The organism is Pectobacterium peruviense, assembly GCF_002847345.1.
GTDB classification, from domain to species: Bacteria; Pseudomonadota; Gammaproteobacteria; order Enterobacterales; family Enterobacteriaceae; genus Pectobacterium; species Pectobacterium peruviense.
In genome coordinates this window covers 21,791-46,835 of record NZ_LXFV01000020.1, presented here as the reverse complement: position 1 = coordinate 46,835, position 25,045 = coordinate 21,791, and the positions used below count along the sequence as shown (strand labels likewise).

Here is a 25,045-nt window from a genome sequence, read left to right as displayed (position 1 = left end):
GCACAGTTTTATGATCTCGCAGTTACAGGCACAAACGGAGAGAAATTATGTTTGAACCAATGGAATTAACCAACGACGCGGTGATTAAAGTCATCGGCGTCGGCGGCGGCGGCGGTAACGCCGTCGAACACATGGTGCGCGAGCGCATCGAAGGCGTCGAATTCTTTGCGGTCAACACGGATGCGCAGGCATTACGTAAAACGGCTGTTGGCCAGACGATTCAGATCGGTAGTGGCATCACTAAAGGTCTGGGCGCAGGCGCTAACCCGGAAGTTGGCCGTAATTCGGCTGAAGAAGATCGCGAAGCACTGCGTGCAGCACTAGAAGGTGCAGACATGGTGTTTATCGCTGCTGGTATGGGCGGCGGTACGGGCACAGGTGCTGCACCGGTTGTGGCCGAAGTAGCAAAAGACCTGGGCATTCTGACCGTTGCTGTGGTGACCAAGCCTTTCAACTTTGAAGGCAAAAAGCGTATGGCGTTTGCGGAGCAGGGTATCGCCGAACTGTCTAAGCACGTCGACTCGCTGATCACGATTCCAAACGACAAGCTGCTGAAAGTGCTGGGGCGCGGTATTTCCCTGCTGGATGCATTTGGTGCGGCAAATGATGTACTGAAAGGTGCGGTGCAGGGTATTGCCGAGCTGATCACGCGTCCTGGCCTGATGAACGTCGACTTTGCAGACGTGCGTACCGTGATGTCCGAAATGGGTTATGCCATGATGGGTTCCGGTGTTGCGCGTGGTGAAGACCGTGCAGAAGAAGCAGCAGAAATGGCGATCTCCAGCCCACTGTTGGAAGATATCGATCTGTCCGGCGCACGTGGCGTGTTGGTCAACATCACGGCAGGCTTTGACCTGCGTCTGGATGAGTTCGAGACAGTAGGTAACACCATTCGTGCATTCGCGTCCGACAATGCGACCGTAGTAATCGGTACGTCGCTTGATCCGGAAATGAATGATGAACTGCGTGTAACGGTTGTTGCGACGGGTATTGGCATGGACAAACGTCCTGAGATTACTCTGGTAACGAACAAGCAGGCCAGCCAACCTGTGATGGATCATCGTTATCAGCAACACGGTATGACGCCGCTGGCGCAGGAAAAACCGGCTGCTAAAGTGGTTAACGACCAGAATCCGCAGACGAATAAAGAGCCAGACTATCTGGATATCCCGGCGTTTCTGCGTAAGCAGGCAGACTAATTTGCTGCCAGATAACGTTGGAATCTCCGCTCTTTGTGCTAAACTGTGCCACCGAGCCTGGTATATACTAGGTCGGTAGGTTCAGTAACATGCGAGATAAAATGATGATCAAACAACGTACATTAAAACGTATTGTTCAGGCGACTGGTGTCGGGTTACATACCGGCAAGAAGGTCACTTTGACCATGCGTCCTGCACCGGCAAATACCGGGGTCATCTATCGCCGCACAGACTTGAATCCCCCGGTTGATTTTCCGGCTGATGCAAAATCCGTGCGTGATACCATGCTCTGTACTTGCCTGGTTAATGAGCATGACGTGCGTATTTCTACGGTGGAGCATCTTAACGCTGCGCTTGCAGGGTTGGGCATTGACAATATTGTCATTGATGTTGACGCACCAGAAATTCCAATTATGGATGGCAGCGCCAGCCCATTCGTTTACCTGCTGTTAGATGCGGGTATCGAAGAGCTGAACTGCGCCAAGAAATTTGTACGTATCAAACAGCCAGTTCGCGTTGAAGACGGCGACAAGTGGGCCGAAATGAAACCGTTTAACGGTTTCAGTCTGGATTTCACTATCGACTTCAACCACCCGGCGATTGATGCGGGCAACCAACGCTATCGTTTGGACTTCTCTGCTGATGCGTTTGTTCGCCAGATCAGCCGTGCGCGTACGTTCGGTTTCATGCGCGATATCGAATACTTGCAGTCTCGTGGGTTGTGCCTGGGCGGCAGTATGGATTGTGCCATCGTCGTTGACGATTACCGCGTACTGAATGAAGACGGTCTGCGTTTTGAAGATGAGTTTGTCCGCCATAAAATGCTGGACGCCATTGGCGACCTGTTTATGTGTGGTCATAACATCATCGGTGCGTTTTCTGCATTTAAATCTGGCCATGCTCTCAACAACAAATTGTTGCAAGCTGTGCTGGCAAATCAGGAAGCGTGGGAATACGTGACCTTTGAAGACGAAGCTGAAATGCCACTGGCGTTTAAAGCACCGTCTATCGTGCTGGCGTAACGCCTGAAGTAATCACTTCTTATTACGACTGGTTTTACTGGTACTCTCTCCGGCCAGTGAAGCCAGTCGTTCTAATATCTTTCTGAGTTTTTCTGGGCTATTGCCTGCTAACGTCCTCAATGTCTCCGCACTTTGCTCACTCAATTGACGCAACGGTTTGCCCTCGCTATTTTCCGCCGCTGAAATATCACTATTTTTCACGATTTCATGCCCTTTTGCGGCAAGCGTTGGATTAATCCTGATGTCGATTGAAGCCAATGATGGTAGTATTTGTGCGCGTAATGCAGAGAGCAACGCAGGCTGTTCGTAACGTAACCGCATAAGCCAACTGGCGTTGGCGGTTTCCAGGATCAGCAAACCTTGCCGGTAATTAGCGACGCGGCACCATGGGTGCAACGGTGCAGGCAGTAATCCGCGTACGGCACGGTTGAGTTTTAATAAGGCGATAGCGCGCTGTTGCACATCTTGTAGCGGGCCTTTACCCGACATGGATGCGCTATCAAACAGAAATTCCAGTGATTGTGGGCGGCTATCACGCATAGACCTGGCTCCGGTGGATGTTACTCGTGATTGGTATTCTAAATCGTTGGCGACAATTTGGCAGACGTTATTTCTGGCCGCATCTCTTATTAGGGATGGTCGCGGCGAGTCTTGGTCTGCCGACAAGCCTGAACGACTCACAGGATATTGCCTCACTCCCTAATTCAACCTCAAGCGTTAGTCGCCAGAATAGTGTATCACTGAGTCTTACCGATCTGGTGGCGCTCAAAGAAGCGCATCGACGCTCGTCCTATAGCGTTGATTACTGGCATCAGCATGCGATTCGTACGGTAATTCGCCATCTTTCTTTTGCGTTGACGACGCCACAGACAGTCAATACGCAACAGGTTGACGACCTACAGCCCCATTCTCTGGTCTTACTGGATACGTTAAATGCGTTACTGACGCAGGATTTCCAGTATCCCTTTGTGATCTCCCCCCACGCTGGGCGAGTCACTTTTTATCCTCAGGCACATCATCAAATCGGCATCTGGCTTGCCCAAATTCGCGGCATCCGTGCAGGGCCCTATTTTCTCAGCTGAAAGTGTAATGGATAATTAGCTGAAGAAATTTCTCCCGTTTTCGCTGAGTTTCTCAGGTTTTAGATATTGTGTTGCCACTGGATACGTGGCACTTGTGAGATTAAAACTATTATGGTCATGAATATTCTAACCAAAATTTTTGGTAGCCGTAACGATCGTACGCTGCGTCGTATGCGTAAAAATGTTGATGTTATTAGTCGTTTAGAACCAGAAATGGAAAAACTTTCAGATGAGGAACTTCAAGCGAAAACGCTGGAGTTCCGTGTTCGTCTGGAAAAAGGCGAAAAGCTGGAAAACTTGCTCCCAGAAGCCTTCGCCGTGGTGCGTGAATCCAGTAAGCGTGTCTTTGGCATGCGTCACTTCGACGTGCAACTTCTCGGCGGTATGGTACTGAACGAACGTTGCATTGCGGAGATGCGTACTGGTGAAGGTAAAACGCTGACGGCAACGTTACCTGCGTACCTGAACGCGCTGACTGGCCGTGGCGTACACGTGGTTACCGTGAATGATTATCTGGCACAGCGTGATGCCGAAAATAACCGTCCTTTGTTTGAATTCCTTGGCCTGAGCGTGGGTATCAACCTGCCGGGGATGCCTGCACCAGCGAAGCGTGAAGCTTATGCCGCAGACATCACCTACGGCACCAATAACGAATACGGTTTTGACTACCTGCGCGATAACATGGCGTTCAGCCCGGAAGAACGTGTGCAGCGTAAGCTGTACTACGCGCTGGTGGATGAGGTTGACTCCATCCTGATCGATGAAGCACGTACGCCGCTGATCATTTCCGGCCCGGCTGAAGATAGCTCCGAGCTTTATATCAGCGTCAATAAAATTATTCCTCACCTCATTCGTCAGGATAAAGAAGATTCGGATACCTTCCACGGCGAAGGTCACTTCTCTGTTGATGAGAAAGCGCGTCAGGTGAACCTCACCGAGCGTGGTCTGGTTCTGGTAGAAGAGCTGTTGGTGAAAGAAGGCATTATGGAGGAAGGGGAATCACTGTACTCTCCGACGAACATTATGCTGATGCACCATGTTACCGCCGCGCTGCGTGCGCATGTGTTGTTTGCCCGCGATGTGGATTACATTGTGAAAGACGGTGAAGTTATCATCGTTGACGAACACACAGGCCGTACCATGCAAGGGCGTCGCTGGTCCGATGGTCTGCATCAGGCTGTAGAGGCGAAAGAGAAGGTGGCCATTCAGAATGAAAACCAGACGCTGGCTTCCATTACCTTCCAAAACTACTTCCGCCTGTATGAAAAATTGGCGGGGATGACCGGTACGGCAGATACCGAAGCCTTTGAATTCAGCTCCATTTATAAGCTGGATACGATTGTGGTGCCGACCAACCGTCCGATGATTCGTAAAGACTTGCCTGATCTGGTCTACATGACCGAGCAGGAAAAAATCGATGCCATCATTGAAGATATCAAAGACCGCTCCGTAAAAGGTCAACCGATTCTGGTTGGTACGATCTCCATTGAGAAATCCGAAGTGGTTTCTCAAGCGCTCGAGAAAGCGGGCATCAAGCACAATGTATTGAATGCGAAGTTCCACGCGATGGAAGCAGATATCGTCGCTCAGGCTGGCCAGTCTGGCGCTGTCACTATCGCAACCAACATGGCCGGTCGTGGTACGGACATCGTATTGGGCGGTAGCTGGCAAGCAGAAGTGGCACATCTGGAAAACCCAGATGATGAGCAAATTGCAGAAATTAAAGCAGCCTGGAAAGTGCGTCATGATGCTGTGCTGACGGCGGGCGGTTTGCACATTATCGGTACTGAGCGCCATGAATCTCGTCGTATCGATAACCAGCTTCGTGGTCGTTCCGGTCGTCAGGGGGATGCGGGTTCATCACGTTTCTACCTGTCGATGGAAGATGCGCTGATGCGTATTTTTGCCTCCGATCGTGTTTCTAACATGATGCGTAAATTGGGTATGAAACCAGGTGAAGCCATTGAGCACCCGTGGGTCACCAAGGCGATTGCTAACGCCCAGCGCAAAGTAGAAAGCCGTAACTTTGATATTCGTAAACAGCTGTTGGAATACGATGATGTAGCGAGCGATCAACGTCGTGCGATCTACACGCAGCGTAACGAGCTGCTGGACGTGTCCGATATCAGTGAAACCATCACCAGTATTCGTGAAGATGTATTTAAAACGACCATCGACAGCTATATTCCGCCGCAGTCTCTGGAAGAGATGTGGGATACGGAAGGTCTGGAACAGCGCCTGAAGAACGATTTCGATCTGGATATGCCGATCAAGGCGTGGCTGGATAAAGAGCCTGAACTGCACGAAGAAACGCTGCGTGAGCGTATTTTCCAACAGGCGCTTGAAGTTTATCACCGCAAAGAAGAAGTGGTTGGCAATGAAGTCATGCGCAACTTCGAGAAAGGCGTGATGCTGCAGACGCTGGATTCCCTGTGGAAAGAGCATCTGGCGGCAATGGATTACCTGCGTCAGGGCATCCACCTGCGTGGATATGCACAGAAAGATCCGAAACAAGAATATAAGCGTGAGTCGTTTTCTATGTTTGCCGCGATGTTGGAATCACTGAAATATGAAGTGATCAGTACGTTGAGCAAAGTTCAGGTGAGAATGCCGGAAGAAATCGAAGCGCTGGAGCTGCAACGCCGTGAAGAAGCAGAGCGTTTGGCGCAGCAGCAGCAGTTTAGTCATCAGGAAGAAGACAGCCTAAATACGGGTTCACCGGCGCAGGCAGACCGTAAAATTGGACGTAACGATCCTTGCCCATGTGGCTCAGGCAAGAAATATAAGCAGTGCCACGGCCGCTTGCAGAGCTAAATCCAGTGATTAAAATGTGATAAGTACAAAGGCGGTCATTGACCGCCTTTTACTTGATAAGAATCTGATAGGAATGGTCATGACGCAAAAACAGTTATCCGTCGCGGTGGGCATCATCCGCAATACGGAACAGCAATATTTCATTGCTCGTCGCCCTGATGGTGTTCATATGGCAGGGATGTGGGAGTTTCCCGGCGGTAAAGTTGAAGTGGGAGAAAACCCCGAGCAGGCTCTGATTCGTGAACTGCACGAAGAAACGGGTATTGAGGCTATCGCACCCCAGCCGCTAAACGATAAAACGTTTTCTACGCCGGAGAGAATCATCACGCTTCATTTCTTTCTGGTTGAAACGTGGCAAGGAGAACCCTATGGCCGTGAAGGTCAGGAATCTCGCTGGATGAGCGTAGAAGAATTACGTGAGAAGGAGTTTCCGCCAGCGAATGCGGAGATGATCCGCTGGCTGAAATCGCTTTAATTGAATCCTGTCTGAAGTCGTTATCGCGAAACGTGGCTATTAGCGCGTTTCGCTCCAGTCTTCACTGTCTGAAACCATATCATCACTCGGAATGCGCTTTTCTTCATCAGCCCATTCGCCCAAATCGATGAGCTGACAACGTTTGCTGCAAAATGGGCGATAGATGCTGTTTTCATCCCAGATGACCGCCTGCTTGCAGGTTGGGCACTTCACCGTCGTAATCTCTGTTGTCATAAATTTTTTTCACTCTATTTGTACTGAATATCTATTTGATGCTTAACACGTTTTCGTTTATCAGGGCTGAGTCTAACAGCAGGCCAGTTCAAACGTTAAACGAGGCGGAATATGGCCGTTTTCGCTATCTAATGGCAGAAAACGGATAGCATAGCGCGTCTTATGGCCGGATATCTGTGGATAGAGTTGATGCATCTGTTCAAGACGCAAACGCAGCAGATCCGCATCAGAGGCATTGTCCTGAAAGAAACCATTCAGGCTGGTCTGCGGTCGGAATATCCCTGAGTGGCGGATGAGTTCCAGGATCATATCCAGCGCTTGTTTGAGTGGTGACAAAGAATTAAGCCAGCCTGAAACCAATTTCTCGCGCAGATCCTGAGGCTGATGTAGCCAGCTATGTAGCGTTGGCAAGTCGAAACTGCAACACCCGCCGGGAATACCGAGCCGCTGGCGTACCATGCCAATCAGGCGATCCTCACGTAAGAATTGCCCCATCCGCGGTGCTGCCATTAGCGTACTGGACAGATCTTTCAACTGACGTCGTAGCGAGTGGATGCGCTCCATATCAACGCCCGGCACATCACTCCATTGCAGCAGTTTTTGCTGTTGGCGCTCCAATTCTTTCAGCAATTCGGTGCGTACATCTCCGCGTTCCAGCACATCAAGCAACTCGGCGATGGCGCGAAAAAATGTCAGGGCACTTCCCATGTCGGTCAGGGAGTGGTTTTGATGCAACTGCTGCAGTAATGACTCGATACGCAACCAGGTACGTGTTTTTTCGTTCAGCGGATATTCAAATAAAATCGTTGAGGAAGCGTCACTCATTCTTAGCCATCCTGTCGGCTGCGGAGGCGGCTAACTCCAGGTAATGGCGGTGTAATTCCGCAACCTGTGGAGCCAGCTCGTTTGGGCAGCGACTGTTATCAATAATATCATCGGCACAAGCCAGGCGCTGTTCTCGGGTTGCCTGTGCTGCCAGTATGTTTTCTGCTTGCTGCAGACTGATTCCATCGCGGGCCAGTGTGCGTTCAAGCTGTGTTTCTCTGTCTACATCGACGACCAGAATACGTTGTGCTCGCTGTTGTAAACCGTTCTCCACCAGTAAAGGGACGACCCACAGAATGTACGGTGTGGATATGGTCTGAAACTGGGTCTGTGTTTCCTGATGGATCAACGGATGGAGCAAATTATTCAGCCACTGTTTCTCCTCTGGCGAGGAGAAAATTCGTTGGCGCAGCGCGGTACGGTTCAATGAACCATCGTCATTGAGCACGGGATCGCCAAACCGGAGCCTAATGGCATCCAGTGCGGGTTTTCCAGGTTCGACTACCTGACGCGCGATGATATCTGCATCAACGATAGTGGCCCCTAATTTGGCAAATTCGTCGGCTACGGTGCTTTTCCCGCTGCCGATACCGCCCGTTAAGGCTACGATGTATGTCATTGCACTCGTGTTGAAAAATTAACATTTCTACTATTTTCAAGGGAGAGGGATACATTTCCACCCCCTTGAGCCAATCAGGCATAAGCCGTGGTTTGCTCCACGCTATCATCTTGTTAGGCAATAGGTAAATTTTTCTGATTTTATCCCAAATAAAGTGAAAATCGCAGTCTTGCCGCAGGATTATTCCTGCGTATGATAACGTCACTGGTAAAGGGCATTATTTTTTCAAACACGATTAGCCCAGTAACGATACTGAACATTCCGCCGTCACTCACCAGGAACTCGAACCTCATGCGTATTGAAGAAGATTTAAAGTTAGGCTTTAAAGACGTTCTCATCCGGCCAAAGCGTTCGACGCTGAAAAGCCGCTCCGACGTTGAACTAGAACGTCAATTCACCTTCCTTCACGCCGGAGGCAACTGGTCCGGTGTTCCGATTATCGCCGCCAATATGGATACCGTGGGTACGTTTAGTATGGCGGAGGTCCTGGCTTCTTTTGATGTTCTGACGGCTGTCCATAAACACTATTCTGTCGAGCAATGGGCCCAGTTTGTGCAGCGTGCACCAGAATCGGTATTACGCCATGTCATGGTCTCGAGCGGGACATCTGATGCTGATTTCATCAAGTTAAAGCAAATTCTGGCGCTGTCGTCTGAACTGAAATTTATCTGTATCGATGTAGCAAATGGTTATTCTGAGCACTTTGTCACGTTCCTACAAAAAGTGCGTGAGGCCTGTCCAGACAAGGTTATCTGTGCGGGAAACGTGGTGACGGGTGAAATGGTGGAAGAGCTCATTCTCTCTGGCGCGGATATCGTGAAAGTCGGTATTGGCCCCGGTTCTGTCTGCACAACGCGTGTTAAAACGGGGGTGGGTTACCCTCAGCTTTCCGCAGTGATTGAATGTGCTGATGCGGCACATGGTCTCGGCGGACAAATTGTAAGCGACGGCGGTTGCGCGATGCCGGGCGATGTCGCGAAAGCATTCGGTGGCGGAGCCGATTTTGTCATGCTGGGCGGTATGCTGGCAGGACATGATGAATGTGAAGGAACCATCGTTGAAGAAAACGGTGAGAAAATGATGTTGTTCTACGGGATGAGTTCCGCATCTGCGATGGAACGTCACGTCGGCGGCGTGGCGGAGTACCGTGCCGCAGAAGGAAAAACCGTGAAACTGCCACTACGCGGTCCGGTAGATAATACCGTACGCGATATCCTTGGTGGCTTGCGTTCGGCTTGTACCTATGTTGGTGCATCCCGTTTGAAAGAGCTAACGAAGCGCACAACGTTTATTCGCGTAGCCGAGCAGGAAAACCGTATTTTCAACGGATAGTTGTGTCTTCAGATTCCATCTTTCTGCTGTTAACGGTGGTGGTGCGATCTGATTTGTAGACGTTGTCGTGTCGTATTGGTCGGTTCAGGCACCGGCCAATACATTCCCCAGTTGGAAGATAGGTAAATACATGCCAATCACCAGCGCCCCGACCATTCCCCCTACGACCATCATCAGTAACGGCTCCAGCGTTTGTGTCAGCATGTCTGCCTGCTGTTGTACCCGCCCCTCGTGCCATTCTGCCAGCTGTGTAAAGATCGCATCCAGCGCACCGGTTTCTTCGCCAACGCGAATCAACTGTGGACAAGGTGCAGGGAACAGCGCAGCGTGATGTTGTGTGGCATGGTATAGCGACGTGCCCTGATGCAACTGCGCCTGTATCTGTTGAATCGCGGCTTGATAAAGCGGGTGACGGATCGTCGCGGCGGCATCCAGCCCTTCCGGAAGCGTCAAACCCGCATGTTGCGTCATCGCCAGAATAGTAAATATCTGATTCAGCGATTTACCGCGTAGCAGGCTGGATACCACGGGAAGCTTCAGCAACCATTCTTGTTCCCTTATTTTCCATAATGGTTTTTTCTGTCTCAGTCGGGTGTAACCCAGTATCAGACAACTTAGTACCAGCAACCCAATGAATCCGTAACCAGCGATAATATCTGCCAGATGAAGCAACTGCCGGGTAAACCACGGTAATGGCGCGTTAAACGAGGAGTAGAGCGTCGCAAATTCAGGTAAAACTAGAATCAGCATCATCATACTGACCAATATGGCGATGGCTAAAACAAAACAGGGATAGCGTAACGCCTTGATGACTTTCTGTTGCAGTCTGGATTGTTTTTCTTGCTGCTGAGCTAGCTGTAGGCAGCATGTATCTAGTTTCCCTGTTAATTCGCCGACGGCAATGAGGGAGCGGTACAGAACGGGAAAGATATGAGGATAGACGTGCAATGCCTCAGATAGCGAACTTCCTTGAGCAACCTGAGTGCGAACGTCTCGTAATACGCAGCGCCAGCCGGGGCGCTCATGCTGTTCTGACACCAGTTTTAATGCTTCCAGCAGCGGCAATCCTGCTTGTAGCAGGGCAGCGAGCTGTTTGATTAATTCGCCGAGCTGTTCGCGCTTCCAGTAGCGGAGTGACAGGTAATGACCGACTTTTACGAGAAGCGGTTGGTAGCCTTGTGTGATTAGGCTGGCATAGACGTGCTGGCGGTGTGTGCTGATGAGCTCACCTTCGGTAAATTCACCCTCGGACGTGATGCCCTGCCAGTGATATAAGCGTTCTAGCTTCATTGCGCTTCCTGATTTATTGAGTGTTCATCGCCTACAACACGATAGACTTCAGCAAGCGAGGTTAGGCCGTCATTGACCAGATCCAGTCCTGCGGCTAGTAGTGTTGGGAAACCTGAGTTGCGTGACAGAGCAGATAATTCCCCCACGCTGGCGTTGCTTGCTAACGCTGCCTGAAAATCCGGTGTGATGGGGAGCAATTCATAGAGCGCGACGCGCCCATAGTAGCCAGAGAAACAGTGGCTACAGCCGCTGGCTTGCCAATGGAGTAATGGCCCTTGCCATACGTTGCTTGGCAGGGAGAGTAGGGGCTCTCCCGGTGTCTTACAGTGCGGGCATAACCGACGTACAAGACGCTGTGCGACGATGAGCTTTAGCGCTGCGGCTAACAGATAGCCGGGAATGCCCAGATGACTGAGTCGAGTCAGGGTTTCTACGGCAGAATTGGTATGTAGCGTGGACATGACAAGATGGCCGGTTTGTGCGGCTTTTACTGCAATTTCTGCGGTTTCGGTATCGCGAATTTCACCAATCATAATGACGTCTGGATCCTGTCGCAGCAGCGCACGTAAAATTCGACCAAATCCCAGCTCGGCTTTAGGATTTATCGCCGTTTGGTTGATTCCCTGCAAAGGGATTTCGACGGGATCTTCCACGCTACAGATATTGCGGCTGATATCGTTCAGCCAGCGTATCGCGCTATAAAGCGTCACCGTTTTTCCACTGCCCGTTGGGCCAGTGACTAACAGCATGCCTTGTGCAGCGCTCAGCACGCTAATAACCTGCTGCAATGCTTTTGCGGTGAGCCCGAGCTTATCCAGCGCCAGTTCTTGCTGGTGCGTTTGCAAAATACGCAGTACGACTTTTTCTCCTTGTTGCACGGGAAGGGTAGCAATGCGTAACGAGTAGGCTTGTTGATCCAGCATCAGGCTGAATTGACCGTCTTGCGGCAATCGCCTTTCTGCAATATTCAACTTACCCATGATTTTCAGTCGCGCGGTAATTCGGTTTGTCAGTTCGGGAGGGGGCGCGGATATTGCCTGCAACACACCGTCAATCCGTAGCCGCACACGATAACTGTCTGACAACGGCTCAAAGTGGATATCAGAAGCGCGGCGCTGAACGGCGAGGCGCAGCGTTTGATGGATAAATTGCGCTACTGGGGAGGCGTCATCCTGATCCTGTTGCCCGGTGCTGGAACGATCGGCGCTGGTTTGGTAAGTCTCTGTGGGTTCGGCAACGGCATTCACTGGATTAAGCTGTTGTTCCATTCTGGCCTGTGGCCATTGTTCCACCATAATTCGACGATTGCTGGCGAAACGCAGTGCGGCAATCATCTCCGCAGAAGGAGACGTGGTGACGGCAACTGACAGCGTTTGTTCATCAAGACTCAGCAGTAATGCCTGATAACGCCGACACAGTGTCTGTAACTCGCTGAGAGTATGTTCGGAGGACAAGGACGAATCAGTCATGATCAACCCGCCGTATTATCGAAACGGAAAACGTCCTGACAGGCCGATTGCAGGCTCTCTGCGTTGTCATCCGTGGCACAGTTTTTCGTCCAGCGTGAAGCGCCCGTTTCGGTATCCCACGTTGGCGTCAGAATAACGCGCAGACCTTGCAGAGTGGCTTGCCCAGTTAGCGTAATGACCCCTTGAGCGACGCTAACGGCACTGACATAGCGTGAAGATTTACTGCTCGGAATTCCCTGACTTCCTGCGTTGCAGGCGGTAAATGCGGCATTTTCCAGACCGCAGAGATCGACTGGCGTTTTATAAGACACCATTGTTTGTAGCATGTCCGTCAGCGCCGCTTTTTGCAGATAGCCTTGATAGGCCGGCACGCCAATGGCGCTGAGGATGGCTATGATCGCAATGACGACCATCAGCTCAATCAGTGTGAATCCTTGTTGTTTTGTCATGTTGATTTCCCTGTTGTTGGATATAAATTTCTGTGGTGCGCAAAGATAGCGATGCATCAATTCATACGAATGGCTGGCAGCATAGAAAAGGGCGTGAAGGCTGACGAGGAGGGAAAATGAAAACAGGAAAGCGCTACGACATATTTTTAGGAATTTGCAGAGGATTGAAAAATTTTTGCGGGCAGGTACGCATTATTCACATTATCAGGACAGGAAGTCCGTGCGGAGTTGGGAGATAGTATTGTTACGATGTGATGGGAGATGAAGAAATGCGAACGAGGTGCGAAATGGCACCTCGTCGGTAGAAATAGGGATGTGATTAGATAAAGCGCATGGATAAATCCAACGCCTGCACGTGCTTGGTTAACGCCCCCACTGAGATATAGTCCACGCCGGTTTCTGCATAGCCGCGCAGCGTGTCTAGGGTGACATTGCCGGATATCTCCAGTAGCGCACGACCTTGCGTTAAGCCAACGGCTTCCCGGATGTTATCCAGGCTGAAATTATCCAGCATGATGATATCTGCACCCGCTTCTAGCGCCTGCTGTAATTCACCCAGCGATTCGACTTCTACTTCTACCGGAACATCGCTGCGTAAAGACTGTGCTTTTTCTACTGCATTTTTGATTGAACCCGCGGCGATGATATGGTTTTCCTTGATCAGGAAAGCATCGGATAAACCAAGCCGATGGTTATCTCCGCCGCCACAGGATACGGCGTATTTCAACGCGGTTCTCAGCCCTGGCAGCGTCTTGCGCGTATCCAGCAACCGGGTGCGCGTTCCCTGCAATACGGCAACATAGCGGCTGGTTTCGGTTGCGACGCCGGACAGCGTTTGCAGGAAATTCAGCGCAGTGCGTTCACCCGTCAGGAGCTGCTTGGCTGGTCCGGTGATATCACAGAGCGTTTGGTTGGGAGTGATGGTTTCGCCATCGGCGACGTGCCAGACGATCGTTGTCGTGTTGCCCAATTGAGAAAAGACTTCTTCAAGCCAACGCGTACCGCAGAAGATACCCGCTTCACGGGTGATAATGCGAGCGCTGACGGTCTCGTTGTCGGGTAACAGAAGCGCGGTAATGTCTTGATTAGCATCGACGATGCCACCTAAATCTTCACGTAAGGCCAGTTGCACGCTGGCAGGGATATCTTGTGCAATACGAGCAAGCAAGGTTTTTTGGCGTTGTTCTTGACTGTAGCGACGCGTTGACATGACAAAACTCCGAAGGGGGATTCGGAGGTCTATGCTACCTTGTTTATATCAGGACATCCAGAATGAATAGTCTTTGTAATTCAATGTATTACTTTCTTTAACTTTCCGGCGAACATGCGTGGTCGCCGGAAAGGAGATGTCATTTTAGAAGTTGTAACCGACAACCAGATAGTAGCCCCAGCCGGTAGATTTCACTTCAAACGGGCCTTTGCCGAAATTGAGTTCTGCGCCATCAGCCCATTGGCCGCCATTGTGGAAATAACGTGCGACGAAAGAGTAGTGCCAGTGATCGTAGCCCAGAGCCAAAATATGGCTGGAGGCAATGGAGTTGTTCGTGCGGCTTGAATTCGATTTATCACGCAGTTCTGAACCGAAATCGAAATTGGTGAAGCTGATATAAGAGACGTTACCGCCCATCAGCGAGCCCAGCGGGTAAGAGTATTTCACTTTTACGCGGTAGCCGTCCCACTCATTTTCGTTCGCTGCGCCGTAGTTCTGCCATTGGTATTTGGCATAGCCGTTCAATGAGAGAGACAGATCGGTGCCAGTATCAATATCGGTGCCTAAGCCCATGTACCAGGTGCTTTGACGTGAACCACTATTGCGACCCTGATCGTAGATAACGTTATTGGCGATGTACCACTCTTTGAACGGACCAAAGCTCAGGTCAGCTCCTGTCAGTTTATCAATAGAGAAGCGCGGTTCGATCTCGACAAACAGCGGAGAGCCTTTGTCCCAAATGCCACGGCTGTCGGGATCGCCACCGAAAAATTTAGGCGCATCGGCGTAGCCGTAGAAATCGAACCAGTCTTTACGCGCAAATGCTTCATATTCCAGGTAGGTCGTGCTGTTCAGCTGTGGCCCGAAGCGCGTGTGGGCGCTGCCGACGACGTTAATGCTCTGATGCCACCAGTCGGATAGGTATTCGGCTTTATTGCTGTCGGCCAGGACAGGCATTGAGCATGACAGTGCGAGCAAGACGCCTGCAGCGAAAGTTTTTTTCATGTTAAGTACCATAATGTTAGACGTTATTTACGTCGTGCGTAAGACCGCAAAATAAGTTTTGGTAATATCTAAAAAAATCAGAAGATAATTTTGTCATGCATTTTAAGTAAAAATAGACGCAATGCACGAAAACGATTGCCTTTTATTGCAATATTACATTTGTAATGTGATTTTTATCACATAATGGTGTTGGGGATTTTACGTTGCTAAAAAGGATGTAGAGATTGAATGCTGACGGAAAAACAGCGAAAAAATCGCAAAACGAATGGTAAAATCTATTGATATCTAGTTGGATAGATAGCATGGCGTGAAACATGGTATCTTGGATACAAGGACTTTTGGCTCCAATTGTTTTACTCCTGAAACTGATTTTTCGCCTGATTCAGCCGGCTAACGATACGATGCGAGGTTATCGCCGATGCTTTTGGAAAATGGCTGGTTATCCGATATTACACACACGCCTTCACCGCATTATGATGGTCGCCCGAATAATGAGGTGCCTTCTTTACTGGTGATTCACAATATCAGCCTGCCGCCGGGTGAGTTTGGCGGTCCGTATATTGATCAACTGTTTACCGCTACCTTAGATCCTACGGCACATCCCTATTTCGCCGATATTTCCCATTTACGCGTGGCGGCACACTGCCTGATCCGCCGCGACGGGCAAACCACACAGTATGTGTCTTTCAATCAACGTGCTTGGCATGCCGGAGTCTCGGTGTTTGAAGGCCGTGAACGCTGCAATGATTTCTCTATTGGTATCGAGCTGGAAGGGACGGATACGCTGCCTTTTACCACGGAGCAATATCACTCTTTGGCTGCGATTACGCACCTATTAATGCGGGATTACCCCATCACGCCGTCACGAATTACCGGGCATAGCGATATCGCTCCAGGTCGTAAAACCGACCCCGGCCCAGCATTTGACTGGGACGGCTATCATCTTCTGCTACAAGAAAACTGGACAGAGAACAAAGGGAGCCTAGACCAATGACGCTGTTTACACTGTTGCTTACGCTGGCATGGGAACGGTTGTTCAAACAGGGGGAGCACTGGCAGATCGATCACCGGCTTGAAGTGGTGTTCCGGCATGTTCCGTCTCCGTCTTTATTTCAAACGCTGTTCCTGACGCTATGCAGCATGGGCATTGTAGCCGGATTGCTGTGGCTAACGAGCGGCATTCTGTTCGGCCTGATTTCTCTTTTGCTGTGGATCATCATCAGCCTGATGTGCATTGGCGCGGGTGAAATCCGTCAGCACTATCGGCGCTATTTACAGGCAGCACAGCGCGGCGAGGCGGATGCCAGCCGTGAAATGGCGGCTGAACTGGCGCTGATTCACGGTCTGCCAGTGGGCACGAGCGAAAGCGAGCAATTGAAAGAACTGCAAAACGCATTGCTGTGGATAAACTTCCGGTTCTATTTAGCCCCGCTATTCTGGTTCGTCGTCGCTGGGCCTTATGGGCCGATTACGCTGATGGGATACGCATTTTTACGTGCCAGACAGACCTGGCTGGCACGGCACAACACGCCGTTGGAACGCGCCCAGTCCGGCGTTGATAGCTTGCTGCATTGGCTTGACTGGATTCCTGCTCGTCTAGCCGGTGCGGCTTACGCCTTGCTGGGGCACGGCGAAAAAGCGCTGCCTGCCTGGTTCGCATCGCTGGGAGATTCCCGCAGCTCGCAATACTGGGTGTTAACTCAGCTCGCTCAATTTTCTCTGGCGCGTGAATCCCACATCGAACCTGTAGAAACACCCAAAGCCGCTGTGACGCTGGCGAAAAAGGTGACGCTGGTGCTGGTGGTCGTGGTCGCACTCCTGACAATATATGGTGCGCTGGTCTGATTTCCCAGCGCACCTGTTTTTCATCTATTGTCTGTCTGCAGGAGGCTCGCCGAACGCGGGCATGCCGTTACGATCCCAACTGAACGTTTTAATCCGCGTATGGCGGTTCGGGTCATACAGCGGATCGCCTTCGATCTCTGTATAATTGCGGGCATGGTAAACCAGCACATCCTCGCCCGTTTCTGTTTGGGTAAAGCTATTATGCCCAGGCCCAAATTGCCGGTTTTCCCAACTGGTGGTGAAAACCGGCTGCTGCGATTTATGCCAGCTTGTCGGGCTCAACAGATTGCTATCCGCATCCGCCCACAGTAAGCCGATACAGTAATTTTCATCGGTGGCGCTGGCTGAATAGGTGATAAAGATGCGTTCGCCGTGCTTAATGACGGCGGGACCTTCGTTGACTTTAAAACCGATCACTTCCCACGGCAGTTCCGGTTTGCTCAACATGACAGGCGTGCCTTTCAGCGTCCACGGGTTTTCCATTTCCGCCAGATACAGATTCGAGTTGCCCGCAATGGCGGGATCTTTTTGCGCCCACAGATAGTAGCGCTTTCCTCTATGTTCAAAGTGCGTGGCATCCAGTGAGAAGGTATCGAACTGCGTGTAAATCCGTCCTCTTTCAACCCAGTTGCCTGTAAGCGGGTCGCTATCCGCGCATTCCAGTGCAAACATGCGGTGCTGGAATAAACCCTCCTTGATTTCCTCCGTCGGTGCTGCGGCGAAATAGACATACCATTTGCCATCAATCACATGCAGTTCCGGTGCCCAAATCAGCGAGCTTAAGGGGCCGCGTTCATGCTTGCGCCAGATCGTCACCGGGGTGGCATGGGAAAGTGCTTCCAGCGAGCTGGCCCGACGAATTTCGAGCCGATTGTATTCGGGGACCGAGGCAATAAAATAATACTGACCATCCGTATGGCGAAGAATGAAAGGGTCTGCCCGTTGTTCAATCAGTGGGTTAGGCCATTGATGTGGGTTCATCATTCTTTCCTCCTGTTTTGACGTTGAGTGCATGATCGCCACGGCTATCGCTCAGTTCCCGATAGTTATTACGGCGCTTTTCCAGATCAATTTGTATTTGCTGCATGAGCTGGCGATCGACTTTCAGTAAACGTACAACGCCTGCGGTGATCAAATAGCCAACGCCGGGAATGATGGTGAACAACATAATGATGCCATTCATTGCCTCTGCATTTTGCTGTTTGGCATTGGCGTCATAACCATAGTAGGACAGCAGGAAACCGACCATCGCCCCTGCAATGGCTAGCCCGACTTTCAGGAAGAATAGATTGCCTGAGAAACTAATCCCCGTGATCCGCTTGCCGGTTTTCCACTCGCCGTAGTCATCCACATCGGCCATCAGCGACCAGTGGAGCGGTGAAGGGATTTGATGCAGGACATTTAGCAGGAAGTACATCACCAGAATAAAATTGGTTAGGTGAGGGTTGAAGAAATAGAAGGCGCTGGAGAAGATCGCCAGTGCGATGTTGACCCAGAAAAACACTTTCAGCTTACAGAAACGGTCGGTAAGCGGTTTTGCCAGCGCGCTGCCGAACATCATGCCGACGACGCCGAGACTGATAAACAGGCTGGCGAATGAGACGGATTTTTCCATCACCCAGGTGACGTAGTACATCGTGGCCGCCATGCGAATAAATCCTGGGCAGACGTTGCACAAGGTTAATAGCAGGATTCGCGGCCATTGGTCATTTTTCCAGACGTCTCTCAAGTCTGCTTTTAGCGCGTCATTGGTGGGGATGGCAGGTTTGATCCGCTCCTGAACGGTGGCAAAGCAGAACAGAAACATGAATAAGGCAATGATCGCCATCACACCCATCGACATTTGGTAACCGCGCGCTTTGTCTTCGCCGCCGAACCATTCGGCCATTGGCAGCAGCGTCGAAGAGAGAATAAGCGTAGCAATGCCTACCATAATGAAGCGGTATGATTGACAGGAAACCCGCTCATGCGGGTCCGCGGTGATCACGCCACCCAGCGAGCAGTAGGGGATGTTGATCGCAGTGTAGGTCAGTGACATCAGAAAATAAGTGACGAAGGCATAGATGACCTTGCCGTTATAGCTCCAGTCCGGTGTGGTAAACATGAGTACGCTGAACAGAACGTAGGGTACGCAGACCCAAAGCAGGTAAGGCCGAAAGCGACCCCAGCGGCTTTGGGTTCGATCGGCGATTGCACCCATAATCGGGTCCGTGACAGCATCGATAACGCGAATGGAGAGTAGCAGAGTGCCGACCAAGGCAGGTGAAAGCCCATAGATATCCGTGTAGAAATAGCTCAGAAATAGCATGATGGCCCCGCCAATCATGTTACATCCCGCATCACCCATTCCGTAGCCGATCTTTTCTTTAACAGACAGTGCGTTGTTCTTCATGAATACGACTCCTGTGCTTAACGTGTAAACACGATTATTCCTCTCGATAGGGATAAAAGAGCGTATGAAATCGGTTGCAAAAATGGACAAATGAGTTGGGTAAGGAAAAGTGTGATGGACATGGCAAATATGAAAATGGCCGACAGAGTCGGCCATGGAAAAAGATGCGGTTAACGCTGAGGTTTACTTCGCCTGATTTTTCTTTTTGATGAAGTAACCGATGCCCAGAATAACCAGCCAGACTGGAATCAGCATGACGGAAATCTGAATGCCCGGCGTCAGGAACATGATGACCAGTATACCCGCCAGGAACAGCAGGCAGATGTAGTTACCCAGCGGATAAAGCAGCGCTTTAAACTTGGTCACTGTGCCTTCTTTATCCTTTTGCGCACGGAATTTCAGGTGCGCCAGACTGATCATCGCCCAGTTAATCACAAGAGCAGAGACGACCAGCGCCATTAATAGCTCGAATGCTTTGCCGGGAATAAGGTAGTTAATCAGCACACACAACGCCGTCGCTAGCGCAGAGATACCGATAGCGACAACCGGTACGCCACGGCTATCGACAGTTTCCAGTACTTTCGGCCCATTCCCCTGTTTCGCCAGTCCAAACAGCATGCGGCTGTTGCAATAAACACAGCTGTTGTACACCGATAGCGCTGCTGTCAGTACTACGACGTTCAGTATCGTCGCCACAACGTTGCTGTTCAGCTCATGGAAGATCATGACGAACGGGCTACCGCCTTCCACCACTTTTCCCCATGGGTAAAGTGACAGCAGGATAGCGAGTGAACCGATGTAGAAAATCAGGATACGGTAGATAACCTGATTGGTAGCGCGTGGAATGCTTTTCTCTGGGTTATCCGCTTCTGCTGCGGTAATCCCGACGAGTTCGAGGCCACCAAATGAGAACATAATAACGGCCATCGCCATGACCAGACCAAGTCCGCCATTCGGGAAGAATCCGCCCTGCGCCCACAGGTTGGTCACGGTGGCTTCCGGCCCGCCCGTACCGCTGAGCAGCAGCCAGCCACCAAAGACGATCATGCCAATAATCGCTGCGACTTTGATGATGGCAAACCAGAACTCCATCTCACCGTAGACTTTGACGTTCGCCAGATTGATGGCGTTAATCAGCAGGAAGAAGACGGCGGCGGATACCCAGGTCGGTATGTCTGGCCACCAGTACTGGACGTAAATCCCTACGGCGCTGAGTTCGGCCATGGCGACCAGAACATACAACACCCAGTAGTTCCATCCAGATGCAAAGCCAGCGAAATCGCCCCAATATTTATAAGCAAAGTGGCTGAACGATCCGGCTACCGGTTCTTCAACTACCATCTCGCCCAGTTGGCGCATAATGAGAAACGCGATCAGGCCGCCAATCGCATAGCCTAGCAGGACCGATGGCCCAGCCATTTTGATTGTCTGCGCAATACCAAGAAAGAGGCCAGTACCTACCGCGCCACCCAAGGCAATCAACTGTATATGACGGTTTTTCAAACCACGCTTTAGCGTGCCGTCCGTTTGTTGATTATCCATCAAATTTAATCCTCTGCCAGTGCAAGTAAAAAACACGGTGTGAACGAACACACGTATTAGTGACTGTACGTTTGTGTAATTTTATTTTTACGGGATGGTGTTTCTTTAAATAATGAAACATCTACCGTTTGCCAGAGAATAGTGGTAAGTGCGCAAGATTGCACTGATTTCTTATAGTCTGATAATTAAAAACTATCGTCACATCAAAGTTTTTATCTCTCTTTGATTGAACCCCTGATGATGAAAAGCTGGTGGGGGGTTGGAGGGGAATACTTCTTTAGGTTTACTCCCTTTTATTATCTCTTTATCCCCGCTGTAAAAATGGTGCTTACCCCGATAGGGTGCTATGTGTGATCACGCTATCTTTGTGAGAATAAAAAATCTTGTTTTTTGAGTAATTATTCACTATTTGTGCGTTTAAACGGTTCAGCATCGCCTGCTTTACGTTTCAAAAAAGTTAAAATATAGACAGGGGGGATTAATGGTAATACCACAGGCGGGCTATCACTTTGCCGCATGTTTCTCGTGCATTTGTTAAAATCTGGTGGGATTGGTGATTTAGCTCAAGGTCCTTATGGACAGAAGGTGAATACTTTGTTACTTTAGCGTCACGTTTTTGAAATTGGTATTACCAATTGACTCCGCGCCATTCGCAGAGAAGAATTCACTATGGCATACAGCAAGATCCGTCAGCCCAAACTGTCAGATGTGATTGAACAGCAGCTGGAGTTTCTGATCCTTGAGGGAACCTTGCGCCCCGGCGAGAAGCTCCCACCGGAGCGCGAACTGGCAAAACAGTTTGATGTTTCCCGCCCTTCTCTGAGAGAAGCCATTCAACGTCTGGAAGCCAAAGGTTTACTTTTGCGCCGTCAGGGTGGTGGTACCTTCGTTCAAGCCAATCTATGGCAAAGTGTCAGCGATCCGCTGGCAGAATTACTGAGCACACATCCCGAATCACAGTTCGATCTTCTTGAAACGCGTCATGCGCTGGAAGGCATTGCTGCCTACTATGCTGCGTTGCGTGGCACAGAGTCGGATCTGCAACGTATCCGGGATTGTCATGCCGTGATTGAGAAGGCGAGGGAAGCGGGCGATCTGGACGCCGAGTCAGAAGCCGTTATGCAGTATCAGGTTGCTGTAACAGAAGCCACGCATAATGTGGTTTTGCTGCATTTGGTGCGCTGTATGGGGCCGATGCTCGAACAGAACGTGAGGCAGAATTTTGAATTGCTTTATTTGAGCCGTGAAGTGCTGGCTCAGGTGAGCATTCATCGCGCCAGCATCTTTGAGGCGATTGTTGCCCGTGAGCCAGAAAAGGCGCGCGAAGCATCACACCGCCATCTGGCGTTTATTGAAGAAGTATTGCTGGATCTTAACCGGGAACATAGTCGGCGCGAGAGATCGTTGCGTCGGCTCCAGCAACGCAAGGACTGAGCACACGTATTTTTGGTGTTCTGAATGCGGCAATCACGACGATGAGCCTGTCTTCATGCGTTTTGCTTATAGCAAACATAAGCCAGAATGCACGAAGACAGGCTCCAACAAACCAACTTATTAGAGAAGATAAGGAATAACCATGTCAGATCGTTTAAATAATGACGTGGATCCGATCGAAACCCGCGACTGGCTGCAGGCGATCGAATCGGTCATCCGTGAAGAGGGTGTTGAGCGCGCTCAGTTCCTGATAGATCAGGTTCTGGGTGAAGCGCGTAAAGGCGGTGTTAGCGTTGCTGCTGGTACAGCTGCACGTCAATATATCAACACCATCGCAGTGGAAGACGAACCGGAATACCCTGGTAATCTGGATCTGGAACGTCGTATTCGCTCAGCAATCCGCTGGAACGCGATCATGACAGTGCTGCGTGCTTCGAAAAAAGATCTGGATCTGGGTGGCCACATGGCTTCTTTCCAGTCTTCCGCCACTTTCTATGAAGTGTGCTTTAACCACTTCTTCCGTGCTCGCACTGCGCAGGACGGCGGCGACCTGGTCTACTTCCAGGGCCACATTTCTCCGGGCGTTTACGCTCGTGCCTTCCTTGAAGGCCGTCTGACAGAAGACCAGATGAACAATTTCCGTCAGGAAGTTCACGGTAAAGGTCTGTCTTCTTATCCGCACCCTAAATTGATGCCGGACTTCTGGCAGTTCCCGACCGTATCTATGGGTCTGGGCCCGATTGGTGCCATCTACCAGGCTAAATTCCTGAAGTATCTGGAAAACCGTGGTCTGAAAGATACCTCTAAGCAAACCGTTTATGCCTTCCTGGGCGACGGCGAAATGGACGAACCAGAATCCAAGGGTGCGATTACCATCGCGACTCGTGAAAAACTGGACAACCTGGTGTTCGTTATCAACTGTAACCTGCAACGTCTGGATGGTCCGGTTACGGGTAATGGCAAGATCATCAACGAACTGGAAGGCATCTTCAGCGGCGCTGGCTGGGATGTGATTAAAGTGATGTGGGGTGACCGTTGGGACGAACTGCTGCGTAAAGATACCAGCGGTAAACTGATCCAACTGATGGAAGAAACCGTCGACGGTGACTACCAGACCTTCAAATCCAAAAACGGTGCCTATGTGCGTGAGCACTTCTTCGGTAAATACCCGGAGACGGCTGCACTGGTTAAAGACTGGAGCGACGATCAGATTTGGTCACTGAACCGTGGTGGTCACGATCCGAAGAAAGTCTACGCTGCACTGAAAAAAGCGCAGGACACCAAAGGCAAACCAACCGTTATTCTGGCGCATACCATTAAAGGTTATGGTATGGGCGACGCGGCGGAAGGTAAGAACATCGCTCACCAGGTTAAGAAAGTTAACATGGATGGCGTGCGTTACTTCCGTGACCGCTTCAACGTGCCAGTTAGCGATGAAAACATCGAAAGTCTGCCGTACATCACCTTCGATAAAGATTCCGAAGAGTACAAGTACCTGCACGAACGCCGTCAGGCGCTGGGTGGTTACCTGCCGTCTCGTCAGCCGAACTTTGACGAGAAGCTGGAACTGCCAACGCTGGAAGATTTCCGTACGCTGCTGGAAGAGCAGAACAAAGAAATCTCTACCACTATCGCGTTTGTACGTGCCCTGAACGTGATGCTGAAGAACCCATCTATCAAAGATCGTCTGGTTCCGATCATCGCTGATGAAGCGCGTACCTTCGGTATGGAAGGTCTGTTCCGCCAAATCGGTATTTATAGCCCGAAAGGCCAGCAGTACACCCCGCAGGACCGTGAGCAGGTTGCCTACTACAAAGAAGACCAGAAAGGTCAGATTCTGCAGGAAGGTATCAACGAGTTGGGCGCAGGTTCTTCCTGGCTGGCGGCGGCAACGTCTTACAGCACCAACAATCTGCCGATGATTCCGTTCTACATCTACTACTCCATGTTCGGTTTCCAACGTATCGGCGACCTGTGCTGGGCAGCGGGTGACCAACAGGCGCGTGGCTTCCTGATCGGTGGTACTTCAGGCCGTACAACGCTGAACGGTGAAGGTCTGCAGCACGAAGATGGTCACAGCCACATTCAGTCGCTGACCATCCCGAACTGTATCTCCTACGATCCGGCATTTGCCTATGAAGTTGCAGTGATCATGCATGATGGTCTGCACCGCATGTACGGCGACGCGCAAGAGAACATTTACTACTACATCACCACGCTGAACGAAAACTACCACATGCCTGCGATGCCGCAGGGTGCGGAAGAAGGTATCCGTAAGGGTATCTACAAGCTGGAGACGGTTGAAGGTAGCAAAGGTAAAGTTCAGCTGTTGGGTTCTGGTTCTATCCTGCGTCACGTACGTGAAGCGTCTCAGATTCTGGCTAAAGACTACGGCATCGGTTCTGACGTATTCAGCGTAACCTCCTTCACTGAACTGGCTCGCGAAGGCCAGGATTGTGAGCGTTGGAACATGCTGCATCCGACCGAAACCCCGCGCGTACCTTACGTGGCTCAGGTACTGAGCGATGCGCCAGCAGTTGCATCTACTGACTACATGAAGCTGTTTGCTGAGCAAATCCGTAACTTCATCCCAGCTAGCGATTACCGCGTACTGGGTACTGACGGTTTCGGTCGTTCTGACAGCCGTGAGAACCTGCGTCACCACTTCGAAGTGGATGCGTCTTACGTCGTGGTTGCGGCTCTGGGTGAACTGGCTAAACGCGGTGAAATCGATAAGAAAGTGGTTGCTGATGCCATCACTAAATTCAACATCGATGCAGATAAAGTCAACCCGCGTCTGGCATAAG

Annotated in this window: 22 protein-coding genes; 10 read left to right on the top strand and 12 right to left on the bottom strand. The window is 50.7% G+C overall.

All coding sequences use genetic code 11. From position 1 onward, the window contains the following. Nucleotides 1-47 precede the first annotated feature (47 nt). Together ftsZ and lpxC are read left to right on the top strand one after the other, a co-directional pair. Complete coding sequence (gene ftsZ, locus A0G03_RS15205; protein ID WP_011095311.1) at nt 48-1,199, top strand: cell division protein FtsZ; 1,152 nt, start codon at nt 48-50, stop codon at nt 1,197-1,199. A gap of 104 nt (nt 1,200-1,303) precedes the next feature. Then, entirely contained in the window at nt 1,304-2,221 is a 918-nt protein-coding gene (gene lpxC / locus A0G03_RS15200) for a UDP-3-O-acyl-N-acetylglucosamine deacetylase (protein ID WP_039278868.1), read from the top strand. A gap of 12 nt (nt 2,222-2,233) precedes the next feature. On the opposite strand, the gene A0G03_RS15195 is transcribed toward lpxC, so the two are convergent. Next, nucleotides 2,234-2,761: a DUF721 domain-containing protein gene (locus tag A0G03_RS15195; RefSeq protein WP_048262335.1), complete on the bottom strand. Its 528-nt coding sequence runs from the start codon at nt 2,759-2,761 to the stop codon at nt 2,234-2,236. A gap of 26 nt (nt 2,762-2,787) precedes the next feature. Between A0G03_RS15195 and secM the strand changes: the two genes are divergently transcribed. From secM to mutT, 3 genes are all read left to right on the top strand, one after another. Beyond that, nucleotides 2,788-3,303: a secA translation cis-regulator SecM gene (gene secM / locus A0G03_RS15190; protein ID WP_189315225.1), complete on the top strand. Its 516-nt coding sequence runs from the start codon at nt 2,788-2,790 to the stop codon at nt 3,301-3,303. 111 nt (nt 3,304-3,414) lie between these two features. Beyond that, complete coding sequence (gene secA / locus A0G03_RS15185; protein WP_048262332.1) at nt 3,415-6,117, top strand: preprotein translocase subunit SecA; 2,703 nt, start codon at nt 3,415-3,417, stop codon at nt 6,115-6,117. A gap of 79 nt (nt 6,118-6,196) precedes the next feature. After that, nucleotides 6,197-6,592: an 8-oxo-dGTP diphosphatase MutT gene (gene mutT, locus A0G03_RS15180; protein WP_048262330.1), complete on the top strand. Its 396-nt coding sequence runs from the start codon at nt 6,197-6,199 to the stop codon at nt 6,590-6,592. Between the two features lie 39 nt (nt 6,593-6,631). Here the strand turns inward: mutT and yacG are convergent, their stop codons facing one another. The 3 genes from yacG to coaE form a co-directional block, all read right to left on the bottom strand. Beyond that, on the bottom strand, nt 6,632-6,826 hold the full coding sequence (gene yacG, locus A0G03_RS15175; protein ID WP_039305782.1) for a DNA gyrase inhibitor YacG: 195 nt from the start codon (nt 6,824-6,826) through the stop codon (nt 6,632-6,634). A gap of 72 nt (nt 6,827-6,898) precedes the next feature. After that, on the bottom strand, nt 6,899-7,651 hold the full coding sequence (gene zapD / locus A0G03_RS15170; RefSeq protein ID WP_048262328.1) for a cell division protein ZapD: 753 nt from the start codon (nt 7,649-7,651) through the stop codon (nt 6,899-6,901). Then, on the bottom strand, nt 7,644-8,270 hold the full coding sequence (gene coaE / locus A0G03_RS15165) for a dephospho-CoA kinase (RefSeq protein WP_048262326.1): 627 nt from the start codon (nt 8,268-8,270) through the stop codon (nt 7,644-7,646). Before coaE ends, zapD begins: the two co-directional genes overlap by 8 nt. Nucleotides 8,271-8,561: 291 nt before the next feature. Here coaE and A0G03_RS15160 point away from each other — a divergent pair, with 291 nt between their 5' ends. Continuing rightward, complete coding sequence (locus tag A0G03_RS15160; protein ID WP_048262324.1) at nt 8,562-9,602, top strand: GMP reductase; 1,041 nt, start codon at nt 8,562-8,564, stop codon at nt 9,600-9,602. A gap of 84 nt (nt 9,603-9,686) precedes the next feature. Here A0G03_RS15160 and hofC read toward each other — a convergent pair whose 3' ends face one another. The 5 genes from hofC to A0G03_RS15135 form a co-directional block, all read right to left on the bottom strand. After that, nucleotides 9,687-10,892 carry a protein transport protein HofC gene (hofC, locus tag A0G03_RS15155; protein WP_048262322.1) on the bottom strand — a complete coding sequence of 402 codons (1,206 nt, stop codon included), beginning with the start codon at nt 10,890-10,892 and terminating at the stop codon, nt 9,687-9,689. Beyond that, nucleotides 10,889-12,361: a type II secretion system protein GspE gene (gene gspE / locus A0G03_RS15150; protein WP_048262320.1), complete on the bottom strand. Its 1,473-nt coding sequence runs from the start codon at nt 12,359-12,361 to the stop codon at nt 10,889-10,891. Before gspE ends, hofC begins: the two co-directional genes overlap by 4 nt. 2 nt (nt 12,362-12,363) lie before the next feature. After that, the gene (ppdD, locus tag A0G03_RS15145; protein ID WP_048262318.1) at nt 12,364-12,810 is read right to left on the bottom strand and encodes a prepilin peptidase-dependent pilin; all 447 of its coding nucleotides are present in this window, start codon (nt 12,808-12,810) and stop codon (nt 12,364-12,366) included. Between the two features lie 319 nt (nt 12,811-13,129). Then, nucleotides 13,130-14,020, bottom strand: a complete 891-nt coding sequence (gene nadC, locus A0G03_RS15140; protein WP_048262315.1) for a carboxylating nicotinate-nucleotide diphosphorylase — start codon at nt 14,018-14,020, stop codon at nt 13,130-13,132. Between the two features lie 144 nt (nt 14,021-14,164). Next, the gene (locus A0G03_RS15135) at nt 14,165-15,025 is read right to left on the bottom strand and encodes a nucleoside-specific channel-forming protein Tsx (RefSeq protein ID WP_048262313.1); all 861 of its coding nucleotides are present in this window, start codon (nt 15,023-15,025) and stop codon (nt 14,165-14,167) included. 418 nt (nt 15,026-15,443) lie between these two features. Between A0G03_RS15135 and ampD the strand changes: the two genes are divergently transcribed. Next, nucleotides 15,444-16,019, top strand: coding sequence for a 1,6-anhydro-N-acetylmuramyl-L-alanine amidase AmpD (ampD, locus tag A0G03_RS15130; protein WP_048262311.1), 576 nt, complete (start codon nt 15,444-15,446; stop codon nt 16,017-16,019). After that, on the top strand, nt 16,016-16,870 hold the full coding sequence (gene ampE / locus A0G03_RS15125) for a beta-lactamase regulator AmpE (protein WP_048262309.1): 855 nt from the start codon (nt 16,016-16,018) through the stop codon (nt 16,868-16,870). The genes ampD and ampE overlap by 4 nt, the downstream gene beginning before the upstream one ends. A gap of 24 nt (nt 16,871-16,894) precedes the next feature. Here the strand turns inward: ampE and A0G03_RS15120 are convergent, their stop codons facing one another. From A0G03_RS15120 to A0G03_RS15110, 3 genes are all read right to left on the bottom strand, one after another. Then, nucleotides 16,895-17,851 (bottom strand): glycoside hydrolase family 43 protein, encoded by a 957-nt coding sequence (locus A0G03_RS15120; protein ID WP_048262307.1) that lies wholly within the window; start codon nt 17,849-17,851, stop codon nt 16,895-16,897. After that, entirely contained in the window at nt 17,829-19,262 is a 1,434-nt protein-coding gene (locus A0G03_RS15115; RefSeq protein WP_048262305.1) for a glycoside-pentoside-hexuronide (GPH):cation symporter, read from the bottom strand. The genes A0G03_RS15120 and A0G03_RS15115 overlap by 23 nt, the downstream gene beginning before the upstream one ends. 183 nt (nt 19,263-19,445) lie before the next feature. Beyond that, nucleotides 19,446-20,804: an amino acid permease gene (locus A0G03_RS15110; RefSeq protein ID WP_048262303.1), complete on the bottom strand. Its 1,359-nt coding sequence runs from the start codon at nt 20,802-20,804 to the stop codon at nt 19,446-19,448. Between the two features lie 669 nt (nt 20,805-21,473). Between A0G03_RS15110 and pdhR the strand changes: the two genes are divergently transcribed. Further along, complete coding sequence (gene pdhR, locus A0G03_RS15105; protein WP_048262301.1) at nt 21,474-22,238, top strand: pyruvate dehydrogenase complex transcriptional repressor PdhR; 765 nt, start codon at nt 21,474-21,476, stop codon at nt 22,236-22,238. Nucleotides 22,239-22,380: 142 nt separating this feature from the next. Next, entirely contained in the window at nt 22,381-25,044 is a 2,664-nt protein-coding gene (gene aceE, locus A0G03_RS15100) for a pyruvate dehydrogenase (acetyl-transferring), homodimeric type (protein ID WP_048262300.1), read from the top strand. Nucleotide 25,045: the final 1 nt, after the last annotated feature.

Coding starts and splice junctions, on each gene's coding strand:
- ftsZ (WP_011095311.1), top strand. CDS start 48: ATGTTTGAACCAATGGAATTAACCAACGACGCGGTGATTAAAGTCATC.
- lpxC (WP_039278868.1), top strand. CDS start 1,304: ATGATCAAACAACGTACATTAAAACGTATTGTTCAGGCGACTGGTGTC.
- A0G03_RS15195 (WP_048262335.1), bottom strand. CDS start 2,761: ATGCGTGATAGCCGCCCACAATCACTGGAATTTCTGTTTGATAGCGCA.
- secA (WP_048262332.1), top strand. CDS start 3,415: ATGGTCATGAATATTCTAACCAAAATTTTTGGTAGCCGTAACGATCGT.
- mutT (WP_048262330.1), top strand. CDS start 6,197: ATGACGCAAAAACAGTTATCCGTCGCGGTGGGCATCATCCGCAATACG.
- yacG (WP_039305782.1), bottom strand. CDS start 6,826: ATGACAACAGAGATTACGACGGTGAAGTGCCCAACCTGCAAGCAGGCG.
- zapD (WP_048262328.1), bottom strand. CDS start 7,651: ATGAGTGACGCTTCCTCAACGATTTTATTTGAATATCCGCTGAACGAA.
- coaE (WP_048262326.1), bottom strand. CDS start 8,270: ATGACATACATCGTAGCCTTAACGGGCGGTATCGGCAGCGGGAAAAGC.
- A0G03_RS15160 (WP_048262324.1), top strand. CDS start 8,562: ATGCGTATTGAAGAAGATTTAAAGTTAGGCTTTAAAGACGTTCTCATC.
- hofC (WP_048262322.1), bottom strand. CDS start 10,892: ATGAAGCTAGAACGCTTATATCACTGGCAGGGCATCACGTCCGAGGGT.
- gspE (WP_048262320.1), bottom strand. CDS start 12,361: ATGACTGATTCGTCCTTGTCCTCCGAACATACTCTCAGCGAGTTACAG.
- ppdD (WP_048262318.1), bottom strand. CDS start 12,810: ATGACAAAACAACAAGGATTCACACTGATTGAGCTGATGGTCGTCATT.
- nadC (WP_048262315.1), bottom strand. CDS start 14,020: ATGTCAACGCGTCGCTACAGTCAAGAACAACGCCAAAAAACCTTGCTT.
- A0G03_RS15135 (WP_048262313.1), bottom strand. CDS start 15,025: ATGAAAAAAACTTTCGCTGCAGGCGTCTTGCTCGCACTGTCATGCTCA.
- ampD (WP_048262311.1), top strand. CDS start 15,444: ATGCTTTTGGAAAATGGCTGGTTATCCGATATTACACACACGCCTTCA.
- ampE (WP_048262309.1), top strand. CDS start 16,016: ATGACGCTGTTTACACTGTTGCTTACGCTGGCATGGGAACGGTTGTTC.
- A0G03_RS15120 (WP_048262307.1), bottom strand. CDS start 17,851: ATGAACCCACATCAATGGCCTAACCCACTGATTGAACAACGGGCAGAC.
- A0G03_RS15115 (WP_048262305.1), bottom strand. CDS start 19,262: ATGAAGAACAACGCACTGTCTGTTAAAGAAAAGATCGGCTACGGAATG.
- A0G03_RS15110 (WP_048262303.1), bottom strand. CDS start 20,804: ATGGATAATCAACAAACGGACGGCACGCTAAAGCGTGGTTTGAAAAAC.
- pdhR (WP_048262301.1), top strand. CDS start 21,474: ATGGCATACAGCAAGATCCGTCAGCCCAAACTGTCAGATGTGATTGAA.
- aceE (WP_048262300.1), top strand. CDS start 22,381: ATGTCAGATCGTTTAAATAATGACGTGGATCCGATCGAAACCCGCGAC.